General features: G+C 52.4%; 15 protein-coding genes, 1 tRNA gene and 3 rRNA genes. 12 read left to right on the top strand and 7 right to left on the bottom strand.

Annotation, left to right across the window (positions count from 1 at the left end; genetic code table 11):
• Nucleotides 1–8: 8 nt before the first annotated feature.
• Nucleotides 9–992, top strand: a complete 984-nt coding sequence (rbsR, locus tag FCN45_RS19380; protein WP_137386923.1) for a ribose operon transcriptional repressor RbsR — start codon at nt 9–11, stop codon at nt 990–992.
• Here rbsR and mdtD read toward each other — a convergent pair.
• A complete protein-coding gene (gene mdtD / locus FCN45_RS19375; protein WP_137386807.1) occupies nt 989–2,392 on the bottom strand; it encodes a multidrug transporter subunit MdtD in 1,404 nt (467 codons plus the stop codon). The genes rbsR and mdtD overlap by 4 nt on opposite strands.
• Here mdtD and FCN45_RS23640 point away from each other — a divergent pair.
• The 5 genes from FCN45_RS23640 to rrf all read left to right on the top strand — a co-directional run bounded on the left by FCN45_RS23640 (nt 2,331) and on the right by rrf (nt 7,992).
• Nucleotides 2,331–2,543: a hypothetical protein gene (locus FCN45_RS23640; RefSeq protein ID WP_167391204.1), complete on the top strand. Its 213-nt coding sequence runs from the start codon at nt 2,331–2,333 to the stop codon at nt 2,541–2,543. The genes mdtD and FCN45_RS23640 overlap by 62 nt on opposite strands.
• A gap of 403 nt (nt 2,544–2,946) precedes the next feature.
• Nucleotides 2,947–4,485, top strand: a 16S ribosomal RNA gene (locus FCN45_RS19370).
• A gap of 88 nt (nt 4,486–4,573) precedes the next feature.
• Nucleotides 4,574–4,649: transfer RNA gene (locus FCN45_RS19365), tRNA-Glu, on the top strand.
• 215 nt (nt 4,650–4,864) lie between these two features.
• Nucleotides 4,865–7,770: ribosomal RNA gene (locus FCN45_RS19360) — 23S ribosomal RNA — on the top strand.
• A 106-nt stretch (nt 7,771–7,876) separates the two neighbouring features.
• Nucleotides 7,877–7,992 (top strand): 5S ribosomal RNA (gene rrf / locus FCN45_RS19355).
• Together the 16S, 23S and 5S rRNA genes with 1 tRNA gene alongside form the textbook arrangement of a ribosomal RNA operon.
• 76 nt (nt 7,993–8,068) lie before the next feature.
• Here rrf and mobB read toward each other — a convergent pair.
• Together mobB and mobA are read right to left on the bottom strand one after the other, a co-directional pair.
• On the bottom strand, nt 8,069–8,572 hold the full coding sequence (gene mobB / locus FCN45_RS19350) for a molybdopterin-guanine dinucleotide biosynthesis protein MobB (protein WP_137386806.1): 504 nt from the start codon (nt 8,570–8,572) through the stop codon (nt 8,069–8,071).
• Nucleotides 8,569–9,144: a molybdenum cofactor guanylyltransferase MobA gene (gene mobA / locus FCN45_RS19345; protein ID WP_101760726.1), complete on the bottom strand. Its 576-nt coding sequence runs from the start codon at nt 9,142–9,144 to the stop codon at nt 8,569–8,571. The genes mobB and mobA overlap by 4 nt, the downstream gene beginning before the upstream one ends.
• Before the next feature lie 72 nt (nt 9,145–9,216).
• Here mobA and FCN45_RS19340 point away from each other — a divergent pair, with 72 nt between their 5' ends.
• The 4 genes from FCN45_RS19340 (at nt 9,217) to polA (ending at nt 14,341) form a co-directional block, all read left to right on the top strand.
• Nucleotides 9,217–9,492, top strand: a complete 276-nt coding sequence (locus FCN45_RS19340) for a YihD family protein (RefSeq protein WP_101760725.1) — start codon at nt 9,217–9,219, stop codon at nt 9,490–9,492.
• Nucleotides 9,493–9,538: 46 nt separating this feature from the next.
• The gene (locus FCN45_RS19335) at nt 9,539–10,525 is read left to right on the top strand and encodes a serine/threonine protein kinase (RefSeq protein WP_137386805.1); all 987 of its coding nucleotides are present in this window, start codon (nt 9,539–9,541) and stop codon (nt 10,523–10,525) included.
• Between the two features lie 26 nt (nt 10,526–10,551).
• Nucleotides 10,552–11,181, top strand: a complete 630-nt coding sequence (gene dsbA, locus FCN45_RS19330; protein ID WP_101760723.1) for a thiol:disulfide interchange protein DsbA — start codon at nt 10,552–10,554, stop codon at nt 11,179–11,181.
• Between the two features lie 367 nt (nt 11,182–11,548).
• Nucleotides 11,549–14,341: a DNA polymerase I gene (polA, locus tag FCN45_RS19325; protein WP_137386804.1), complete on the top strand. Its 2,793-nt coding sequence runs from the start codon at nt 11,549–11,551 to the stop codon at nt 14,339–14,341.
• Between the two features lie 395 nt (nt 14,342–14,736).
• Here polA and yihA read toward each other — a convergent pair whose 3' ends face one another.
• Complete coding sequence (gene yihA / locus FCN45_RS19320) at nt 14,737–15,378, bottom strand: ribosome biogenesis GTP-binding protein YihA/YsxC (protein WP_101760721.1); 642 nt, start codon at nt 15,376–15,378, stop codon at nt 14,737–14,739.
• A gap of 555 nt (nt 15,379–15,933) precedes the next feature.
• On the opposite strand from yihA, the gene yihI reads away from it, so the two are divergent.
• Together yihI and hemN are read left to right on the top strand one after the other, a co-directional pair.
• Nucleotides 15,934–16,455 (top strand): Der GTPase-activating protein YihI, encoded by a 522-nt coding sequence (yihI, locus tag FCN45_RS19315; protein WP_137386803.1) that lies wholly within the window; start codon nt 15,934–15,936, stop codon nt 16,453–16,455.
• Between the two features lie 236 nt (nt 16,456–16,691).
• Nucleotides 16,692–18,065 carry an oxygen-independent coproporphyrinogen III oxidase gene (gene hemN, locus FCN45_RS19310; RefSeq protein ID WP_137386802.1) on the top strand — a complete coding sequence of 458 codons (1,374 nt, stop codon included), beginning with the start codon at nt 16,692–16,694 and terminating at the stop codon, nt 18,063–18,065.
• Nucleotides 18,066–18,116: 51 nt separating this feature from the next.
• Here the strand turns inward: hemN and glnG are convergent, their stop codons facing one another.
• The 3 genes from glnG to glnA all read right to left on the bottom strand — a co-directional run bounded on the left by glnG (nt 18,117) and on the right by glnA (nt 22,180).
• On the bottom strand, nt 18,117–19,526 hold the full coding sequence (gene glnG / locus FCN45_RS19305) for a nitrogen regulation protein NR(I) (protein ID WP_008109800.1): 1,410 nt from the start codon (nt 19,524–19,526) through the stop codon (nt 18,117–18,119).
• Nucleotides 19,527–19,533: 7 nt separating this feature from the next.
• Nucleotides 19,534–20,583, bottom strand: a complete 1,050-nt coding sequence (glnL, locus tag FCN45_RS19300) for a nitrogen regulation protein NR(II) (protein ID WP_008109798.1) — start codon at nt 20,581–20,583, stop codon at nt 19,534–19,536.
• A gap of 187 nt (nt 20,584–20,770) precedes the next feature.
• Nucleotides 20,771–22,180, bottom strand: coding sequence for a glutamate--ammonia ligase (gene glnA, locus FCN45_RS19295; protein ID WP_007885243.1), 1,410 nt, complete (start codon nt 22,178–22,180; stop codon nt 20,771–20,773).
• Nucleotides 22,181–22,223: the final 43 nt, after the last annotated feature.

Raw genomic sequence — 22,223 nt, 5'->3', positions numbered from 1 at the left:
TGGCTACCATGAAAGATGTCGCCCGCCTGGCGGGCGTCTCTACCTCCACCGTTTCACACGTCATCAATAACAATCGCTTTGTCAGCGAGCAGGTGCGTGAAAAGGTGGAACAGGCAATTCGTGAGCTGAACTATGCGCCGTCCGCGCTGGCACGTAGCCTGAAGATCAAACAAACCCGCACCATCGGCATGCTGCTGACCGCCAGCAGTAACCCGTTCTATTCCGAAGTGGTGCGCGGCGTAGAAAACAGCTGCTACGAACGCGGCTACAGCCTGATTCTGTGTAATACCGAAGGCGATGAAGAGCGTATGAATCGCAGCCTCGAAACGCTGATGCAAAAGCGCGTCGATGGTTTACTGATGATGTGCACCGAAACCCATCTGCCGTCGGCGGAGATCCTCAATCGTTATCCCTCGGTACCGATGGTGATGATGGACTGGGCGCCATTTGAAGGACGCGGCGACATTATTCAGGACAACGCGCTGCTCGGCGGCGAACTGGCAACCCAGCATCTGATTGATCGTGGCTACACGCGCATTGCCTGTATTGCCGGGCCGCAGGATAAAACCCCCGCGCGGTTGCGTCTTGAAGGTTTCCATAAAGCGATGGCCAACAGCCGATTGTCGGTGCCGCCGGGTTATGTGGTTGATGGCGATTTCGAGTTTCAGGGCGGCTTTAACGCCATGAATCAACTGCTGACGCTGGATACGCTGCCAGAAGCGATATTTACCAGCAACGATGCGATGGCGGTTGGCGTCTATCACGCCTTGTTCCAGGCCGGATTGCGCGTGCCGCAGGATATTGCGGTGATGGGCTATGACAACATTGAGCTGGCGCGTTACCTGACTCCGCCGCTTAGTACCATCCATCAGCCGAAAGATGAGTTAGGTGAACTGGCGATTGATACCTTGATTCATCGTATGGGCGATCCCGACGCCAGTCAGCAAACGCTGGTGCTGACGCCGGAGCTGGTGGAGCGCGGTTCGGTCTAAGTCGCTTTCTTCTTTTTCTCGCGGTTGGCGATCAGATTACGCCCATCGCTCGGACGTAACATCATAAAGGTAAAGGCAGACAACACCGTGACGACGCCCATCGTCAGGAAGGTGGCGTGGAATTGCGCGACGGTTGTGGCCTCGACATCCTGATAGAAACGCAGCACTGCGGCACTCACCGCCACGCCAAAGCTGATCGACAGCTGCTGCGTTACCGCTAGCACACTGTTCCCGCCGCTGGCGTTCTCATCATTTAAATCTGCCAGCGTGATGGTGTTCATCGCGGTGAACTGCGTTGACATCGCCATCCCCAGAATCAACAGTGCCGCCAGCAACATCACCACGCTGCCACCCGGCGATTGCAGTGAGAAGGTGGCGATCAATATGCCAATAATAATGGTGATACCTACCAACGTGTGGCGATAACCAAAGCGGCGTAGCACTTGCGTCACCGTGGATTTCGCCAGCAACGCGCCAATCGCCGTTGGACCCATCATGCAACCGGCAATCAGTGCGGGAAAACCAAAGCCCACCTGCAACATCAGCGGCATCAGGAACGGAATGCAGCCGGTTCCCAGACGCGAAGCTATGTTGCCAATGATGCCGACCGAGAAGGTGCGGGTTTTAAACATTGGCAGATTAATCAGCGGTGCCGGATGGCGACGCGCGTGCACTATATAGAGAAGAAGTAATGCAATGCCGCCAAACAGCACCAACAACGCTTGCCACGGCAACACCACGCGCTCGCCAAACAACTCGATACCGACCGAGATCAGCACCAGACCCAAACCAAACAGCAGGAAGCCTGAAAAGTCGAAGCGGCGTTTTGGGGTAGTGAAGTCCGGCATATATTTGCGTGCGTAGAAGATGCCGGCGATACCGATGGGAATGTTGAGGAGGAATATCCAGTGCCAGCTGGCGTAGGTTACTAACAATCCGCCCAGCATTGGGCCCAGAATCGGGCCCACTAAACCCGGCATGGTAACGAAGTTCAGCACCGGCAGCAGTTCACTGCGTGGATAAGCGCGTAACAACGCCAGGCGCGCGACGGGCATCATCATCGCCCCGCCAATCCCTTGTACCACGCGCGAGACCACCAACATGCTCAGCGAGCCGGATAAGGCGCAGGCCAGCGAACCCAGCGTAAATAGCGATACCGCAAGAATGAAGATTTTGCGTGTGCCGTAGCGATCGGCTAACCAGCCACTCACCGGAATCAGCATCGCTACCGTTAGCGTGTAACTGATGATGGCGGATTGCATGGCAAGAGGGGAACGTTCAAGGCTGGTGGCGATAGCAGGGAGCGCAGTATTCAGGATGGTGGCATCAAGTGCTTGCATGAAAAACGCCATGGCGGCGATCCAGGGCAAGCCGGCCATGCTGCGCGCGGAGCGAATCATTGAAAGTCCTTCTCGAATAATTGTCAGCCTGCGACAAAGAAATTACGTTTGGTTAAAGAGAATAGCATTGGTGTTTAAGGTGATGGCGCTGATTTATGCCGATGAAGCGGCGATTTTGACTGATTCTTCGCCGGGAAATGTCCGTTTTTAACGCGTTCGTTTAAAAAAGAGGCGCTCAGTCATTTTTTTGCAATTAACCCTTGTCAGCTCCGAATAACTCCCTATAATGCGCCACCACTGAGACGGCAAAGCGGCAACGCAGATGGCTCGGCAGGGAGTGAAAAAATTCATCCCGCCGGATGAAGACGCTGAAAAAAGTGTTTGACTCCGAAGGAGAGTAGCGTAGTATACGCCACCTCGCGACAGACGGTTCAGCCGCTGTTCGCAACGCTCTTTAACAATTTATCAGACAATCTGTGTGGGCACTCGCAGGATTGATATCCGCGTCTCCGGACGCAACAAAATATCAAAGCCTCACGAGTGAACACATAATGAAATTCATTATGACGTTTTACAGATGAGCACCGCTGAACTGGTTTCAGCAAATCAAACTTAAATTGAAGAGTTTGATCATGGCTCAGATTGAACGCTGGCGGCAGGCCTAACACATGCAAGTCGAACGGTAGCACAGAGAGCTTGCTCTCGGGTGACGAGTGGCGGACGGGTGAGTAATGTCTGGGAAACTGCCCGATGGAGGGGGATAACTACTGGAAACGGTAGCTAATACCGCATAACGTCGCAAGACCAAAGTGGGGGACCTTCGGGCCTCACACCATCGGATGTGCCCAGATGGGATTAGCTAGTAGGTGGGGTAATGGCTCACCTAGGCGACGATCCCTAGCTGGTCTGAGAGGATGACCAGCCACACTGGAACTGAGACACGGTCCAGACTCCTACGGGAGGCAGCAGTGGGGAATATTGCACAATGGGCGCAAGCCTGATGCAGCCATGCCGCGTGTATGAAGAAGGCCTTCGGGTTGTAAAGTACTTTCAGCGGGGAGGAAGGCGGTGAAGTTAATAGCTTCACCGATTGACGTTACCCGCAGAAGAAGCACCGGCTAACTCCGTGCCAGCAGCCGCGGTAATACGGAGGGTGCAAGCGTTAATCGGAATTACTGGGCGTAAAGCGCACGCAGGCGGTCTGTCAAGTCGGATGTGAAATCCCCGGGCTTAACCTGGGAACTGCATTCGAAACTGGCAGGCTGGAGTCTTGTAGAGGGGGTAGAATTCCAGGTGTAGCGGTGAAATGCGTAGAGATCTGGAGGAATACCGGTGGCGAAGGCGGCCCCCTGGACAAAGACTGACGCTCAGGTGCGAAAGCGTGGGGAGCAAACAGGATTAGATACCCTGGTAGTCCACGCCGTAAACGATGTCGACTTGGAGGTTGTTCCCTTGAGGAGTGGCTTCCGGAGCTAACGCGTTAAGTCGACCGCCTGGGGAGTACGGCCGCAAGGTTAAAACTCAAATGAATTGACGGGGGCCCGCACAAGCGGTGGAGCATGTGGTTTAATTCGATGCAACGCGAAGAACCTTACCTACTCTTGACATCCAGAGAACTTAGCAGAGATGCTTTGGTGCCTTCGGGAACTCTGAGACAGGTGCTGCATGGCTGTCGTCAGCTCGTGTTGTGAAATGTTGGGTTAAGTCCCGCAACGAGCGCAACCCTTATCCTTTGTTGCCAGCGGTTCGGCCGGGAACTCAAAGGAGACTGCCAGTGATAAACTGGAGGAAGGTGGGGATGACGTCAAGTCATCATGGCCCTTACGAGTAGGGCTACACACGTGCTACAATGGCGCATACAAAGAGAAGCGACCTCGCGAGAGCAAGCGGACCTCATAAAGTGCGTCGTAGTCCGGATCGGAGTCTGCAACTCGACTCCGTGAAGTCGGAATCGCTAGTAATCGTAGATCAGAATGCTACGGTGAATACGTTCCCGGGCCTTGTACACACCGCCCGTCACACCATGGGAGTGGGTTGCAAAAGAAGTAGGTAGCTTAACCTTCGGGAGGGCGCTTACCACTTTGTGATTCATGACTGGGGTGAAGTCGTAACAAGGTAACCGTAGGGGAACCTGCGGTTGGATCACCTCCTTACCTGAAGATACCTTCCCGCGAAGTGCTCACACAGATTGTCTGATAGAAAGTAATGAGCAAGACGGCTGCGAAGTCGTGACACTATCGTGTCCCCTTCGTCTAGAGGCCTAGGACACCGCCCTTTCACGGCGGTAACAGGGGTTCGAATCCCCTAGGGGACGCCACTTGCTTGGTGACAGGTGAAAGGTGTCTCCACGACGTATCTCAAACGCAGCTTACGAGCTGCGTCTGAGATACTGCTCTTTAACAATCCGGAACAAGCTGAAAATTGAAACGACGTATCGTCTTCATTCTCCGTAATAAGAATGAAGCGGCGATATGTTCGAGTCTCTCAAATGCTTGCAGTCTGCACGCGTTGCAAAACGCCTGTGGGTTGTGAGGTTAAGCGACTAAGCGTACACGGTGGATGCCCTGGCAGTCAGAGGCGATGAAGGACGTGCTAATCTGCGTAAAGCGTCGGTAAGGTGATATGAACCGCTACAGCCGACGATGTCCGAATGGGGAAACCCGGTGCACCCAGTGCATCATCGCAACATGAATACATAGTGTTGCGAGGCGAACCCGGGGAACTGAAACATCTAAGTACCCGGAGGAAAAGAAATCAACCGAGATTCCCCCAGTAGCGGCGAGCGAACGGGGAACAGCCCAGAACCTGAATCAGTTTGTGCGTTAGTGGAAGCGTCTGGAAAGTCGCACGATACCGGGTGATAGTCCCGTACACGAAAGTGCACAGATTGTGAGTTCGAAGAGTAGGGCGGGACACGTGGTATCCTGTCTGAATATGGGGGGACCATCCTCCAAGGCTAAATACTCCTGACTGACCGATAGTGAACCAGTACCGTGAGGGAAAGGCGAAAAGAACCCCGGCGAGGGGAGTGAAACAGAACCTGAAACCGTGTACGTACAAGCAGTGGGAGCCTCTTTAATGGGGTGACTGCGTACCTTTTGTATAATGGGTCAGCGACTTATATTCTGTAGCAAGGTTAACCGTATAGGGGAGCCGCAGGGAAACCGAGTCTTAACTGGGCGTTAAGTTGCAGGGTATAGACCCGAAACCCGGTGATCTAGCCATGGGCAGGTTGAAGGTTGGGTAACACTAACTGGAGGACCGAACCGACTAATGTTGAAAAATTAGCGGATGACTTGTGGCTGGGGGTGAAAGGCCAATCAAACCGGGAGATAGCTGGTTCTCCCCGAAAGCTATTTAGGTAGCGCCTCGTGAACTCATCTCCGGGGGTAGAGCACTGTTTCGGCTAGGGGGCCATCCCGGCTTACCAACCCGATGCAAACTGCGAATACCGGAGAATGTTATCACGGGAGACACACGGCGGGTGCTAACGTCCGTCGTGAAGAGGGAAACAACCCAGACCGCCAGCTAAGGTCCCAAAGTCATGGTTAAGTGGGAAACGATGTGGGAAGGCACAGACAGCCAGGATGTTGGCTTAGAAGCAGCCATCATTTAAAGAAAGCGTAATAGCTCACTGGTCGAGTCGGCCTGCGCGGAAGATGTAACGGGGCTAAACCATGCACCGAAGCTGCGGCAGCGACGCGTATGCGTTGTTGGGTAGGGGAGCGTTCTGTAAGCCTTTGAAGGTGTGCTGTGAGGCATGCTGGAGGTATCAGAAGTGCGAATGCTGACATAAGTAACGATAAAGCGGGTGAAAAGCCCGCTCGCCGGAAGACCAAGGGTTCCTGTTCAACGTTAATCGGAGCAGGGTGAGTCGACCCCTAAGGCGAGGCTGAAAAGCGTAGTCGATGGGAAGCAGGTTAATATTCCTGCACTTGGTGTTACTGCGAAGGGGGGACGGAGAAGGCTAGGTTATCCGGGCGACGGTTGTCCCGGTTTAAGCGTGTAGGCTGATACCTTTGGTAAATCCGGGGTATCTTAAGGCTGAGGCGTGACGACGAGCCACTACGGTGGTGAAGTAACTGATGCCCTGCTTCCAGGAAAAGCCTCTAAGCTCCAGGTAACACGAAATCGTACCCCAAACCGACACAGGTGGTCAGGTAGAGAATACCAAGGCGCTTGAGAGAACTCGGGTGAAGGAACTAGGCAAAATGGTGCCGTAACTTCGGGAGAAGGCACGCTGTCATCAGGTGAAGTCCCTCGCGGATGGAGCTGAAGGCAGTCGAAGATACCAGCTGGCTGCAACTGTTTATTAAAAACACAGCACTGTGCAAACACGAAAGTGGACGTATACGGTGTGACGCCTGCCCGGTGCCGGAAGGTTAATTGATGGGGTTATCCGCAAGGAGAAGCTCTTGATCGAAGCCCCGGTAAACGGCGGCCGTAACTATAACGGTCCTAAGGTAGCGAAATTCCTTGTCGGGTAAGTTCCGACCTGCACGAATGGCGTAATGATGGCCAGGCTGTCTCCACCCGAGACTCAGTGAAATTGAAATCGCTGTGAAGATGCAGTGTACCCGCGGCAAGACGGAAAGACCCCGTGAACCTTTACTATAGCTTGACACTGAACATTGAGCCTTGATGTGTAGGATAGGTGGGAGGCTTTGAAGCGTGGACGCCAGTCTGCGTGGAGCCAACCTTGAAATACCACCCTTTAATGTTTGATGTTCTAACGTAGGCCCGTAATCCGGGCTGCGGACAGTGTCTGGTGGGTAGTTTGACTGGGGCGGTCTCCTCCCAAAGAGTAACGGAGGAGCACGAAGGTTGGCTAATCCTGGTCGGACATCAGGAGGTTAGTGCAATGGCATAAGCCAGCTTGACTGCGAGAGTGACGGCTCGAGCAGGTGCGAAAGCAGGTCATAGTGATCCGGTGGTTCTGAATGGAAGGGCCATCGCTCAACGGATAAAAGGTACTCCGGGGATAACAGGCTGATACCGCCCAAGAGTTCATATCGACGGCGGTGTTTGGCACCTCGATGTCGGCTCATCACATCCTGGGGCTGAAGTAGGTCCCAAGGGTACGGCTGTTCGCCGTTTAAAGTGGTACGCGAGCTGGGTTTAGAACGTCGTGAGACAGTTCGGTCCCTATCTGCCGTGGGCGCTGGAGAATTGAGGGGGGTTGCTCCTAGTACGAGAGGACCGGAGTGAACGCACCACTGGTGTTCGGGTTGTCATGCCAATGGCACTGCCCGGTAGCTAAGTGCGGAAAAGATAAGTGCTGAAAGCATCTAAGCACGAAACTTGCCCCGAGATGAGTTCTCCCTGACCCCTTGAGGGTCCTGAAGGGACGTTGAAGACTACGACGTTGATAGGCCGGGTGTGTAAGCGCAGCGATGCGTTGAGCTAACCGGTACTAATGACCCGTGAGGCTTAACCTTACAACGCCAGAGGCGTTTTGGTCTGAGAGACCGGATATTTTCAGCTTGTTTACGGATTAAAGAATCAGCGGAAGCGAATGTTATTCGTTTTTGCACAAAGAATTTGCCTGGCGGCTTTAGCGCGGTGGTCCCACCTGACCCCATGCCGAACTCAGAAGTGAAACGCCGTAGCGCCGATGGTAGTGTGGGGCCTCCCCATGCGAGAGTAGGGAACTGCCAGGCATCAAATAAGTGAAGAAGCCCCGGACGAAAGTCCGGGGCTTTTTTACGTCTGAATCTTATCCAAAATCTGGCTATTTCAACGCTTTTTAAGCCACTGAACAATAAAATCGGCAACCTGCATTGGCTGATTAATATCCAATATGGGCAAATTCAGTTCCATATCCTCATCAGTAGCGACGGCAATCACATACTGATCCAGCAAATCCTTAATCTCACCTTTAACGCCACGCCGCCAAAGTGCAATTTTGGGGACCGGCTCATCTTTGAAGCCCTCGACCAGCACCAGATCCAACGTTGAGCTATCCATCTGTGATGCTAATTGCATTAGGCTTAAAGGCTTATTAGGTGATTCGACCATCAATGCCCAGCGCTGATTACTGGCGACGATCACCTGATCCGCCCCAGCTTTACGCAGCAAATAACTGTCTTTCCCCGGCGTATTGATATCCATCTGATGATGTGTGTGCTTAATTAAGCCTGATCGAATCCCCTGAGTTTTGAGAAGTGGAATGACTTGCTCAAGCAAAGTGGTTTTTCCTGTCCTGCTCCATGCGGAAATCGCCAGTAAGCGCACACTCATAAATACTTTTCCTCATTCATGAGATCGTCTGGCGTATTGATATTGCGGAACGCAGATTCTGGGTCTGAAAACGCAATAGCATGCCCGCCATGCTCATGTAAGAACTGCATTAAACGTCGCTCGCCGCGCAGTAGCCAGGTTTCAAGATCATCAGCCAATGCGCAATTGACCAGCGCTAAGGCTGGATGATCACGCTGGGAGGATTTCACCCACACAGCGGGCGCATCATTACGCTGTTGCCACAGACGCGCGACAAAGTCATTGGGGATCCATGGCGTATCACAAGCGCAGAAAGCGACCCATTCGTTTTTACTGCTGCGTAAACCACTGAGCATGCCAGCCAGCGGTCCGGGATAATCGGGCAATGTATCGATAACCACCTGACAACCGCTTGCCTGATAGCGATCAATGTTACGGTTAGCGCTTATCAACACAATATTGACCTGCGGCCGGAATCGCCGCAAAACGTGCTGATAAAGGTGTTCACCCTGTAACATCAATAACCCCTTATCCTGGCCTCCCATACGACTGCCTTGGCCACCCGCGAGGATCACGCCGGTAAATGCTGTCATATTCGTCTCCTTGCTTCATTCTGGACGATACTTACTTAGCGGCAGCGTACCATCTGCATAAAGGAATCAATGATGAAATATCACCGACTCAATGAACTGCTCGAGCTTCTGCAACCCGCATGGCAGAAGGATGCCGATCTCAACTTGCTGGCATTTTTGCAAAAACTGGCGCAGGAATCTGGTTTCAGTGGCCCATTAAGTGAATTAACCGATGATGTATTGATTTACCATCTCAAAATGCGTGACACAGATAGCCAGAGTGCCATTCCCGGCCTGAAAAAGGATTATGAAGTGGACTTCAAGACCGCGCTATTACGTGCACGCGGTGTGATTAAGGATGATGAGTAATGTTATCCTTGCGCATTAATCGCAAAGGTAACACACAGGCAAAAAGATGAGCGAAGCCGCCTTTAATTTCCAGACGTTGAATCCCGATGTCATCCTTGATGCACTTTGGGATACGGGCCTGCGTGTCGAATCAGGCTTAACCGCCCTCAATAGCTATGAAAACCGCGTCTATCAGTTCAGCGACGATGATAAACGCCGTTATGTGGCTAAGTTTTATCGTCCGCAGCGCTGGAGCGCACAACAGATCCTTGAAGAGCATCAGTTCACTCAGGATTTATTAGAGGATGAAGTGCCGGTTGCCGCGCCGCTCGTTCTGCAGGGCAGCACGTTGAATCATCATGCCGGCTTCATGTACGCGGTCTTCCCCAGTTTAGGCGGACGGCAGTATGAAACCGATAACGAGGATCAGATGGAATGGGTTGGCCGCTTTCTGGGGCGCATCCATCAAACCGCAAAGCAAAGCCTGTTTCAGCAGCGACCCACTTTCGGCCTTGAAGAGTATGTTTTTCAACCGCGTCGGGAGCTGGAACAAAGCGCGTTAGTACCGGCTTCACTCAAAGACTTACTGCTTGCTGCCGTTGATAAGCTCAGCGCGACGCTGCAGCAGCGCTGGCATAGCCATTGGCAGCCGTTAAGGTTGCACGGCGATTGCCATCCCGGCAATATTCTGTGGCGTGAAGGCCCGATGTTTGTCGATCTTGATGATGCCCGTAACGGGCCAGCAGTGCAGGATTTATGGATGCTGGTCAATGGCGATCGTCAGGAACAGTTGATTCAATGGGACATTTTGCTGGAAGCCTATAATGAATTCGGTGATTTTGATTTACATGAATTGTCACTGATTGAACCTTTACGCGCTATGCGCATGGTTTATTATTTGGCCTGGGTAGTACGCCGCTGGCAGGATCCCGCTTTTCCGCGCGCCTTCCCCTGGATGACAGATGAGGATTTTTGGCGCCGGCAGATTGCATTATTTATCGAGCAGGAAAGGCTGTTACACGAACCGCCGTTGCAGCTTAGCCCGCAATATTAATGAAGTACTCAGGAGATTGTTTCACGATGAAAAAGATCATGTTTGCGCTGGTAGGTTTAATGCTGGCATTTGGCGCCTCGGCGGCACAGTTTAACGATGGTAAGCAGTTCGTTACGTTGCCAAAGCCAGTGGCGGGTGAGCCGCAGGTTCTGGAGTTCTTCTCCTTCTTCTGCCCACATTGCTACCAGTTCGAACGCGTTTATCACGTGAGCGAGGCAGTGAAAAAGAACCTGCCGGCGGACACGAAAGTGACCAAATACCACGTTGATTTCCTTGGTGGTCAATTCGGTCCGGTTGTCACTCAGGCATGGGCTGTTGCCATGGCGCTAGGCGTAGAAAGCAAAGTTACTGCACCGATTTTCGACGGTATTCAGAAAACCCAAACCGTTACCGATGCAGCAAGCCTGAAAGAGACTTTTATTAAAGCGGCGGGTATCTCTTCAGAAGATTACGATGCAGCGTGGAATAGCTTTGCAGTAAAAGCGCTGGTTGCGCAGCAGCAGAAAGCAGCAGCAGACGTCAATCTGCAAGGTGTGCCAGCGATCTTCGTTAACGGCAAATATATGGTTAACAACGGCGGCCTGGATACCAGCTCAATGGACAACTTCGTTGCTGATTACGCCAATGTAGTGAAGTTCCTGGTAGAAAAGAAGTAATTTAGTTTTTAGAACGCCGGTACTGCCGGCGTTTTTTATTGCCTTCATTCTCTTATTTGTGCGATGTATTTATTAACCCTTCGCTTAATATCCACATGGACGATCGTCTTTTCATTAGGGCGAGCAAGATCACAATAAGTATTTAACTTGCTGATATAAATGAATTTTTAACATTAAAGTAATTGCAATTAACGTAAATAACAATACGTTATGATTTTTACGCACAAACTTATCCACAGTTTGATCCTTGCGATCCGTGCCGCGTAACGACGAAAAAGATCCTGACTTCCCCGAGTGCATTCAACATTCTCCTCTGGTTGTGGCATCCTTATAGCCCTCATTATCGCAACGAAGAAAATACGAACCTATGGCGCAAATTGCAGAAAATCCCCTGATTCTGGTCGACGGCTCATCTTATCTGTACCGTGCATATCATGCCTTTCCGCCGCTAACGAACAGTGCAGGCGAGCCAACTGGCGCCATGTATGGTGTGCTCAACATGTTGAAAAGCCTGTTGATGCAGTATCAGCCAAGCCATGTGGCTGTGGTCTTCGATGCGAAAGGCAAAACCTTCCGCGATGAGCTTTTTGAACACTACAAATCGCACCGTCCGCCGATGCCAGACGATCTGCGTGCGCAGATTGAGCCGCTGCATGAAATGGTGAAGGCGATGGGCCTGCCGCTGTTGGCGGTATCTGGCGTTGAGGCGGATGACGTTATCGGTACGCTGGCGCTAGAGGCGGAAAAACTCGGCCGTCCGGTGTTGATCAGCACCGGCGATAAAGATATGGCGCAGTTAGTGACGCCTGCGATCACCTTGATCAACACCATGACGAATACCGTGCTCGGTCCGGAAGAGGTCGAGCAGAAATATGGCGTGCCGCCAGCACTGATTATCGATTTCCTCGCCATGATGGGCGACAGCTCCGATAATATTCCAGGCGTGCCGGGAGTCGGTGAGAAAACCGCGCAGGCGTTGCTGCAAGGCTTGGGCGGTATGCAGTCAATCTATGACAATCTCGATAAAGTGGCCGATCTCTCGTTCCGCGGTGCGAAAACCATGGCGGCGAAGCTGGAGCAAAATCGCGACGTCGCGTTCCTGTCTTATCAGCTGGCAACCATCAAAACCGACGTTGAGTTGGATCTGACCTGCGATGAGCTTGTCGTCAATGAACCTAATGTCGAAGCGCTGCAAACCTTGTTTAGCCGTTATGAATTTAAGCGCTGGATCACGGATTTGCAGGATGGTTCATGGCTGCAACAAGGTAAGAAGAGCAACGCGCAGGCTAAGAAACCGCAGCTCAGCGAACCTGCTGCGCCCGCTGCCCAAGCGACCAGCGTGCTCTCTGCGGATGGCTACGTCACTATCCTCGATGAAGCGACATTTGCCGCATGGCTCAAAAAGCTGAAAAGCGCCGAGCTCTTCGCTTTCGATCTTGAGACCGACTCGCTGGATACCTTAAGCGCCAATATTGTCGGCATTGGTTTTGCCGTCGCGCCGGGCGAAGCAGCTTATCTGCCGGTTGCCCATGATTATCTGGATGCGCCAGATCAGCTGGATCGCAGCGAAGTGCTGAAGCAGCTAAAACCGCTGCTGGAAGATGGCAACGCGGCGAAGGTTGGTCAGAATCTCAAATACGATCGCGGCGTGCTGAAGAATTACGACATTGAACTGAACGGCATCAAATTCGACACCATGCTGGAATCTTATTGCCTGAACAGCGTGGGCGGAAAACACGATATGGATAGTCTGGCCGCGCGCTGGCTAAACCATAAAACGGTGACTTTCGAAGAGATCGCGGGTAAAGGTAAAAATCAGCTCACTTTTAATCAGATTGCTATCGAACAAGCGGGCCACTACGCGGCGGAAGATGCCGATGTCACGCTGCAATTGCATCTGAAAATGTGGGAGAAACTGGAGCCGGAAGCGGGGCCGAAACAGGTATTTGAAGAGATCGAAATGCCGTTGTTGAAGGTGATATCGCGGATTGAGCGCAACGGCGTGCTGATTGACCAGAATATCCTGGCCAAACACTCGCAGGAGCTGACCACGCGTGTGGCCGAGCTGGAGCTGAAAGCGCACGAGCTGGCAGGCGAACCGTTTAACCTCTCTTCACCTAAACAGCTGCAAACCATTTTGTTTGAAAAGCAGGGTATTAAACCGACCAAGAAAACGCCGGGCGGCGCGCCGTCGACCAGCGAAGAAGTGCTGGCTGAACTGGCTCTCGATTATCCACTGCCTAAAGTAATTCTGGAACATCGTGGTTTATCAAAGTTGAAATCGACTTACACCGATAAGCTGCCACTGATGATCAATCCGCTTACCGGCCGCGTACATACATCCTATCATCAGGCGGTAACGGCGACGGGACGACTCTCGTCTACCGATCCTAACCTGCAGAATATCCCGGTGCGCAACGAAGAAGGGCGCCGAATCCGCCAGGCGTTTATCGCCGGATCGGGCAATCGCATTGTTGCCGCGGACTACTCACAGATTGAACTGCGTATCATGGCGCATCTGTCGCAAGACAAAGGCCTGCTGGATGCGTTTGCCCAGGGCGAAGATATCCACCGTGCCACCGCATCAGAAGTGTTTGGTGTGGCGTTAAGCAAAGTTTCAGGTGAGCAGCGTCGCAGTGCCAAGGCGATCAACTTTGGTCTGATCTACGGAATGAGCGCGTTTGGTCTTTCCCGCCAGCTCAATATCGGTGCGGGTGAGGCGAAGAAATACATGGATCTCTACTTTGAACGCTATCCGGGCGTGCTGCGTTATATGGAAGAGACGCGCGCGAAGGCAGCAGAGAAAGGCTATGTAGAAACGCTCGATGGTCGTCGTTTGTGGCTGCCTGATATCACCTCCAGCAATGCCATTCGTCGTAAAGCGGCGGAGCGAGCAGCGATTAATGCCCCAATGCAAGGCACGGCAGCAGACATCATCAAACGCGCGATGATTGCGGTGGATGGCTGGCTGTTGGAGCAAAAAGACGATGCCGTGCGCATGATTATGCAGGTACACGATGAACTGGTGTTTGAGATCCGCAGCGATGCAGTGGATAGCGCCATTAAGACCATCCGTGATCTGATGGAGAACAGCATGAAGCTGGATGTGCCGCTGCAGGTGGAAGTAGGCACCGGCGATAACTGGGATGAGGCACACTGATCATGCTGATTCAGCGGTATTTGCGTGCCGCTGGCATCATCATAAGAAAAAAGTTTACTTAATCGGTTCAGCAACCTCACAAAGCGGTCTATTAAATGCGCGTTTTGTAACTGCCTATCGGCTAAGCATTTTTTTAGTAATTAAACTACATCGAACGCGTGAAAGTGTGATGAGCTTAGTAAAAAAGATGTCGAATCCTGAAACTTAACAACAAAAAACCCTTTGTAGGGCGCTGAAAATCAGGTAGAGTTTGTCGCGTAGGGTACAGAGGTAAGATGTTCTATCTTTCAGACCTTTTACTTCACGTAATCGGATTTGGCTGAATATTTAGCCGCCCCAGTCATTTATGACTGGGGCGTTTTTTATTGGGCTTTTTCTCAAAAGCCGCAACAAAATCACTCTGCTGTTTCTTCGCCGTCGCCTTCTTGCGCTGGCTCCAGTTCGCTAAACCAGCTGTCCAGCTTCTTACGCACAATATCAACGCCCATCTTCTTCAGCGACGAGAACATTTCCACCTGCACATCACCGTTAAAGGCCAGCGACGCTTCGCGCACCATCGTCAGCTGTGCTTTACGTGCGCCGGATGCCAGTTTGTCGGCTTTGGTCAGTAAGACCAGCACGGGAATCTGGCTCTGCACGGCCCATTCAATCATGTTCTGATCGAGGTCTTTCAGCGGATGGCGAATATCCATCAATACCACCAGACCCTTCAGCGCCTGACGTTTTTGCAAATATTCCGCCAGCGAGCGCTGCCATTTGCGCTTCATCTCTTCCGGAACCTGGGCATAGCCATAACCGGGTAAATCGACCAGACATTTACCTTCAACCACTTCAAACAGGTTAATCAGCTGAGTACGACCTGGCGTTTTACTGGTACGGGCCAGACCTTTTTGGTTAGTGATGGTGTTCAGCGCGCTGGATTTGCCTGCATTCGAGCGCCCGGCAAAAGCAACTTCAATACCCACATCCGCCGGTAAGTGGCGAATATCGGGGGCGCTGAGCATGAAATGGGTCATGTGATAGTTCAAAGCAGACAAAGTGAAACTCCAGCAAAATGAATCGGGCAATTGGGCTGATTATACCTGTAATGGCGCAAAAGTGCCCGATAGCGTCCAAATGCGCCATTTTGTAAGAGATCTAGGATTTTTACTGCCAGCGATTACCGCTTCATGGAATATTAACAATCTATTTAAATGTTATATTTCAATGATTTGAAATTATTTTAGGCAATGCCACTCTAAAATAGAGACAAGTCTCACTTGTTCATTTTACCTATTAGTCTACATTTGTTGTCAGTGCACGGCAGCACCCATCAGGATGATGAGCTCAGGAGTGTCGGGGATGACCAAGAGCATGGCGGGAAGCGATTCAGGCAGGAATCGAACAAGGACAGGGATTAATCGCAGGAGCGATGTGGCGATGGAGCAACCGGGACGTTGTGAGCCGTAAAGGATTTATTCAGTGTTTCCTTCATATGAAGGTGCGATAAAAGGCGATAGCATAGGCTATCGCCTTTTTTCTTTGCTTACTTTCTGCTAGATTTCGCCGCAATTCTATACTGAACTCACAAAGCACCGCCGAGACCGGACACCATGAAGCAACCTGCATCAGCCCCGCGTGGCAAACCTGCTGCGAAAGCCAAACGCAAATCGCGTGAAGACCTCAATCAGGAAGCGCGCGATCGCAAACGCGATAAAAAACATAGCGGCCATAAATCTGGTAGCCGCGCCAATCCTGAAACGCAAGCCGCTGGCAAAGGTCAGGGTAAAAAAGATCAGGATCCACGTCTGGGCAGCAAAAAGCCGATCGCATTAGTTGCTGATGGTAAAACCCAGCCGGCGAAAAAGCCTGAAGCGAAACCAAAGCCAAAAGCAGAAAAAGTTCGCCTGACGCCGCAAGAAGAGCTGGCGAAGCTGGAAAATGACGAACGTCTGGATACGCTGCTGGATCGCCTGGAAAACGGTGAAACCTTGAGTGGCGAAGATCAGGCCTGGCTGGATCAAACCTTAGACCGCATCGATGAGCTGATGGAAACGCTGGGCATCGCGCTGGATGACGAAGCGGAAGATGAGCAGGCGGAAGAAGATATGATGCGCCTGCTAAAAGGTAATTAAGGCAAATTTTGATCGGCATGCGTTTTCGCGCATGCCGCGCTAAACAGGTATTCACCTATGTTTTGGCCTGGATCAATTTTCGCGCTGCTGCTGACATGTTATCTGCTCTGGTTATTGTTTAAACTACGCCGCCTGTCGCGTCTTAAGTCGCGTTTACGTCGGCGTTCAGCCCGTCGCTTCGTCCACTCTTCTGCTACGCGACCCTCTCTCAGACGACGTCACCGTAAGGAGTGAGCATGTCATCGCAGCAGATTGATTGGGATCAGCGCCTCATCGAAAAATACAATTACGCTGGCCCACGTTATACCTCTTATCCCACCGCGCTCGAATTCAGTGAGAAATTTGGTGAGGCAGATTTTCAGCAAGCCGTGCAGCGCTATCCCGATCGTCCGTTATCGCTGTATGTGCACATCCCGTTTTGCCATCGGCTTTGTTATTTTTGTGGCTGCAATAAAATCGTGACGCGCCAGCTGCATAAAGCCGATCGCTACCTTGATGTGCTGGAGCTGGAAATTCGTCAGCGTGCACCCTTATTTGCGGGCCGCTGCGTCACTCAATTGCACTGGGGCGGCGGTACGCCGACATTCCTCAACCAGAAGCAGGTGAGCCGGCTGGTGGCGCTGCTACGCGAGCATTTTACGATTGCCGATGACGTCGAAATGTCGATCGAGGTTGATCCACGTGAAATCGAACTGGAGATGATCGATCATCTGCGCGCGGAAGGTTTTAATCGGCTGAGCATGGGCGTGCAGGACTTTAATAAAGCGGTACAGGAGCGCGTTAATCGCGTGCAGGATGAAGAAACCATCTTCGCTCTGGTGCAGCGTGCGCGTGAGCAAGGCTTCCGTTCGGTTAGCCTTGATCTGATTTATGGCTTACCGCTGCAAACGCCGGAAAGCTTCGCCTTTACCTTACAGCGCGTTACTGCACTCAATCCCGATCGCCTCAGCGTCTTCAATTATGCGCACATGCCTTCACTGTTCGCTGCGCAGCGTAAAATTAAAGATGAGGAGCTGCCAGGTGCAGCACAGAAACTGCAGATCCTGCAGGAAACCATCGCCACCTTAACCGGCGAAGGCTATCAGTTTATCGGTATGGATCACTTCGCACGTCCGGATGATGAGCTGGCGGTGGCACAACGCGCTGGCGAACTGCATCGTAATTTTCAGGGTTACACCACCCAAGGCGAAACCGATTTGCTCGGTTTGGGCGTGTCGGCCATCAGCATGCTGGGCGACAGCTATGCGCAAAATCACAAAGAGTTGAAAGCCTATTACGCAGATGTCGAGCAGCGCGGCAATGCGCTGTGGCGCGGGCTTACCTTGAGTAACGATGATTGTTTGCGCCGCGATGTGATTAAAGCTTTAATCTGTAATTTCGCACTGGATTTTGCCGCGGTAGAGGCGCAATACCCGGTTGAGTTTGAACACTATTTTGCCGAGGATTTAGCGCTGTTAGCGCCGCTGGTGGCAGATGGATTGGTGGAGCAGCGCGGTCGCAGCCTGCACGTTACCGGCGTCGGTCGGTTGCTGATACGTAACATCTGTATGTGCTTCGATGTGTATATGCGCCAAAAGGTGCGCATGCAGCAATTCTCGCGAGTGATATAAAAAAACGGGGAGCCTATTCGCTCCCCGGTTTCAAAACGCAAAACGTGCGCGTTATTCCATTCCCAGCTCTTTCAACTTACGCGTCAGGGTATTTCGTCCCCAGCCGAGCAAGCGCGCCGCTTCCTGTTTGTGCCCTTGTGTATGACGCAGCGCGGTGGTGAGCAGCGTGCGCTCCATCTCCGGCTGTGCTTCCGACAACAGGTTTTGATGACCGGAACGCAAGGCGCGATCTGCCCACTGCGCCAGCAGCGTAGCCCAGCTGTCCGGCAACGATTGCACCGGATTGTCTGGCGTGCTGGATTCAAACAGTTCAGGCGGCAGATCCTGAATCAACACTTCCTGGCCAGCTGCCATCACCGTCAACCAGCGACAGGTATTTTCCAGCTGGCGCACGTTACCGGACCAATGCAGACGCGTCAGCGCGGTTTCGGTTTCCGGATGCAGAATCTTTGCTTCCACCCCTAACTCACGTGCAGCAACCTGCAGGAAGTAACGCGCCAGGCGCGGAATATCTTCGCGTCGTTCACGCAGCGGCGGCAGATGAACGCGAATCACGTTAAGACGATGGAACAAGTCTTCACGGAATTTGCCTTCCTGCACGCGCAGCTCAAGATTCTGGTGGGTTGCCGCAATGATACGCACATCCACTTTCACCGGCGCATAGCCGCCAACGCGATAAAACTGGCCATCGGCCAATACGCGCAATAAGCGGGTCTGCACATCAAGCGGCATATCACCAATTTCATCGAGGAACAGCGTACCGCCATCGGCCTGCTCAAAACGTCCCTGACGAATCTGGTTGGCACCGGTGAACGCGCCTTTCTCGTGACCAAATAGCTCTGATTCAATCAAATCTTTGGGAATCGCCGCCATGTTCAGCGCGATAAAAGGAGATTTCGCGCGTGGACTGTGGCGATGCAGCGCATGTGCCACCAACTCTTTACCGGTACCGGATTCACCATTGATCAGCACGCTAATTGAGGAGCGTGAAAGACGACCAATGATGCGGAACACATCCTGCATTGCCGGCGCTTCGCCGATAATGTCGGTGGTTGGGCCGCTGACGGGCTGATTACGCGGCTGCTGCTGCTCCTGATAATGGCTAATCGCACGTTCAACCAGCGCGACCGCTTCATCAATATCAAACGGCTTTGGCAGGTAATCAAACGCACCTTGCTGATAAGCGCTGACGGCCGCATCCAGATCGGAGTGTGCGGTCATAATGATCACCGGTAGCATCGGATGGCGCTGCTTAATCTGTTTCAGCAGCGCAAGTCCATCCATGCCAGGCATACGAATGTCTGACAATAATACGTCTGGGGTTTTGCTTGCGAGCGCGTCCAATACCTCGTTAGCGCTGTCAAAGGTTGCACAGCTCAAACCGGCTCCAGTGAGTGCCCTTTCAAGCACCCAGCGGATGGAGCTATCGTCATCGACGATCCAGACTATCCCTCGTTGCATAGAAACCTCACTGGCGAATAGGCAGGTAAACCGAGAATTCGGTGTGACCTGGCCAACTGTTAAATTCTATTTTTCCTGAATGCTGATCGATCAGGCTACGGGCGATGGACAGACCTAAACCGGTGCCGCCTTCGCGTCCGCTAACCATCGGATAGAACAGGGTATCTTGTAGCTGGGCCGGAATGCCTGGGCCGTCATCTTCAATATCAATACGCGCGACTAAGCGGTAACGCGTGCCGTGCAGCGTGAGCTGGAAGGCGGTACGCGTACGAATCACAATGGTGCCGCCTTCATCGCCCAATGCCTGCAGCGCGTTTCGCACCACATTCAACAGCACTTGTTCAATCTGGTCGGGATCGTGCGGCAGTTCCGGCAGGCTTGGGTCGTAATCACGCACCAGCGAGACGTTATCCGGCAGCTCCATTGATACCAGATTCACCACGCGCTCGGCGACCTGATGAATGCTTTGCGTTACGTGCAAGCCCGGCTGTTGCGGGCCAAGCAGACGATCGACCAGATTACGCAGGCGGTCGGCTTGCTCAATGATGATGCGCGTATATTCATGCAGGGAAGGATCGGGTAACGCGCGAGTCAGTAGCTGCGCGGCGCCACGTAATCCTCCCAGCGGGTTTTTAATCTCATGCGCCAGACCGCGGACTAAATCGCGGGCAGCGACCTGCTGAGCATGCTGAATTTGTTCCTGGCTAAGACGACGTTGATTATCCATCGGCGCCATTTCCAGCAGAATAAAGCCATCCGGTAAGCGCTGTGCCGTGAGCGACATAATGTGCGCGCGGCCATCAACCACCAGAGTGACTTCGCTATCGGTAAAGCCCTGGCCAGCTCCGAGACTCTCGCTCATCACCTCAATATTCAGCGAAAAATAGCCGGTTAATTCCGGTAATGGCGTGCCGAACAATTTACGTGAGCTTTGCGCCAGTAATTGCTGAGCCGCCGGATTGGCGTAATGGATAACTAAATCGTTATCGACCAGCAAAATACTGTTGATCAGGGAGTTGAGAATCTGCCCCGCGTCGGGCAGCGTGCCAGTTGCCATACAGCGTTCCTCTGCACTAATTTAGTGCATTATAGCCTTTCAGGACGGAAATCTGTGCTTCGAACAATGAATGCGCGGAGAAAAAAGCCCATCCGGAGATGGGCTAAAGTTTCCACGGCAATTAAAAATCTTTCAGGCTGTTCACGCAGCAAAAAGAGTGCGTGAACAGGGAGCTGAAATTTTTAAATTAAACGCTGTAGTACAGTTCGAACTCAACTGGGTGCGGAGTCATACGCACGCGGTCAACTTCTGGCTTACGCAGTTCGATGTACGCATCGATAGCGTCATCAGTGAACACGCCGCCACGGGTCAGGAACTCGCGGTCTTCGTTCAGTGCGTTCAGTGCTTCTTCCAGAGAACCTGCAACTTTTGGAATCTCAGCTTCTTCTTCCGGTGGCAGGTCATACAGGTTTTTGTCCATCGCATCGCCAGGGTGGATCTTGTTGATAACACCATCAAGACCAGCCATCAGCAGCGCGGTAAATGCCAGGTATGGGTTAGCCGCTGGATCCGGGAAGCGTGCTTCGATACGACGTGCTTTAGGGCTGGCAACCACTGGGATACGGATAGAAGCAGAACGGTTACGGGCAGAATAAGCCAGCATAACGGGCGCTTCGTAGCCTGGGACCAGACGTTTGTAAGAGTTGGTGGTTGGGTTCGCCAGGGCGTTGATCGCTTTAGCGTGCTTGATGATACCGCCAATATAGAACAGAGCAGTTTCAGACAGGCCGCCGTACTTGTCGCCAGAGAACAGGTTCACGCCGCCTTTTGACAGAGACATGTGGCAGTGCATACCAGAACCGTTATCGCCGAACATTGGCTTAGGCATAAAGGTTGCCGTTTTGCCGTACGCGTGAGCAACGTTGTGCACCACGTATTTGTAGATCTGAATTTCGTCAGCTTTTTTGGTCATGGTGTTGAAGCGGGTTGCCACTTCGTTCTGACCAGCTGTGGCTACTTCGTGGTGATGTGCTTCAACCACCAGACCCATCTGCTCCATGGTCAGACACATGGCAGAACGGATGTCCTGTGCTGAGTCAACCGGTGGCACTGGGAAGTAACCGCCTTTCAGACCTGGACGGTGACCTTTGTTACCGCCTTCGTACTCTTTACCGGTGTTCCAGGCTGCTTCGATGTCGTCGATAGCCACGTGTGAACCTGAAGTAGAAGAACCGAAACGGATGTCATCGAACAGGAAGAACTCTGGCTCTGGTCCAAACAGCACGGTATCCGCGATGCCTGAAGAACGCAGGAACTCTTCTGCACGCTTAGCAATGGAGCGTGGGTCACGGTCGTAGCCCTGCAGTGTGCCTGGCTCAAGGATGTCGCAACGGATGATCAGGGTCGAGTCTTCGAAGAACGGATCCATCACTGCAGTGGTTGCATCCGGCATCAGCACCATGTCTGATTCGTTAATGCCTTTCCAGCCACCGATGGAGGAGCCATCGAACATTTTGCCTTCTTCGAAGAAGTCAGCGTTAACCTGGTGAGCAGGGATAGTAACGTGCTGTTCTTTACCTTTGGTATCGGTAAAACGCAGGTCAACAAACTTAACTTCATGCTCGTTCATCATCGAGAGAACGTGTTCAGCGGACATACTCAACTCTCCTGGAAATGGTCATTATCGTCATGGTGAGAGA

The organism is Pantoea sp. SO10, from assembly GCF_005281435.1.
Classification (GTDB): Bacteria; Pseudomonadota; Gammaproteobacteria; order Enterobacterales; family Enterobacteriaceae; genus Pantoea; species Pantoea leporis.
This window is presented reverse-complemented; position numbering and strand designations above follow the sequence as displayed.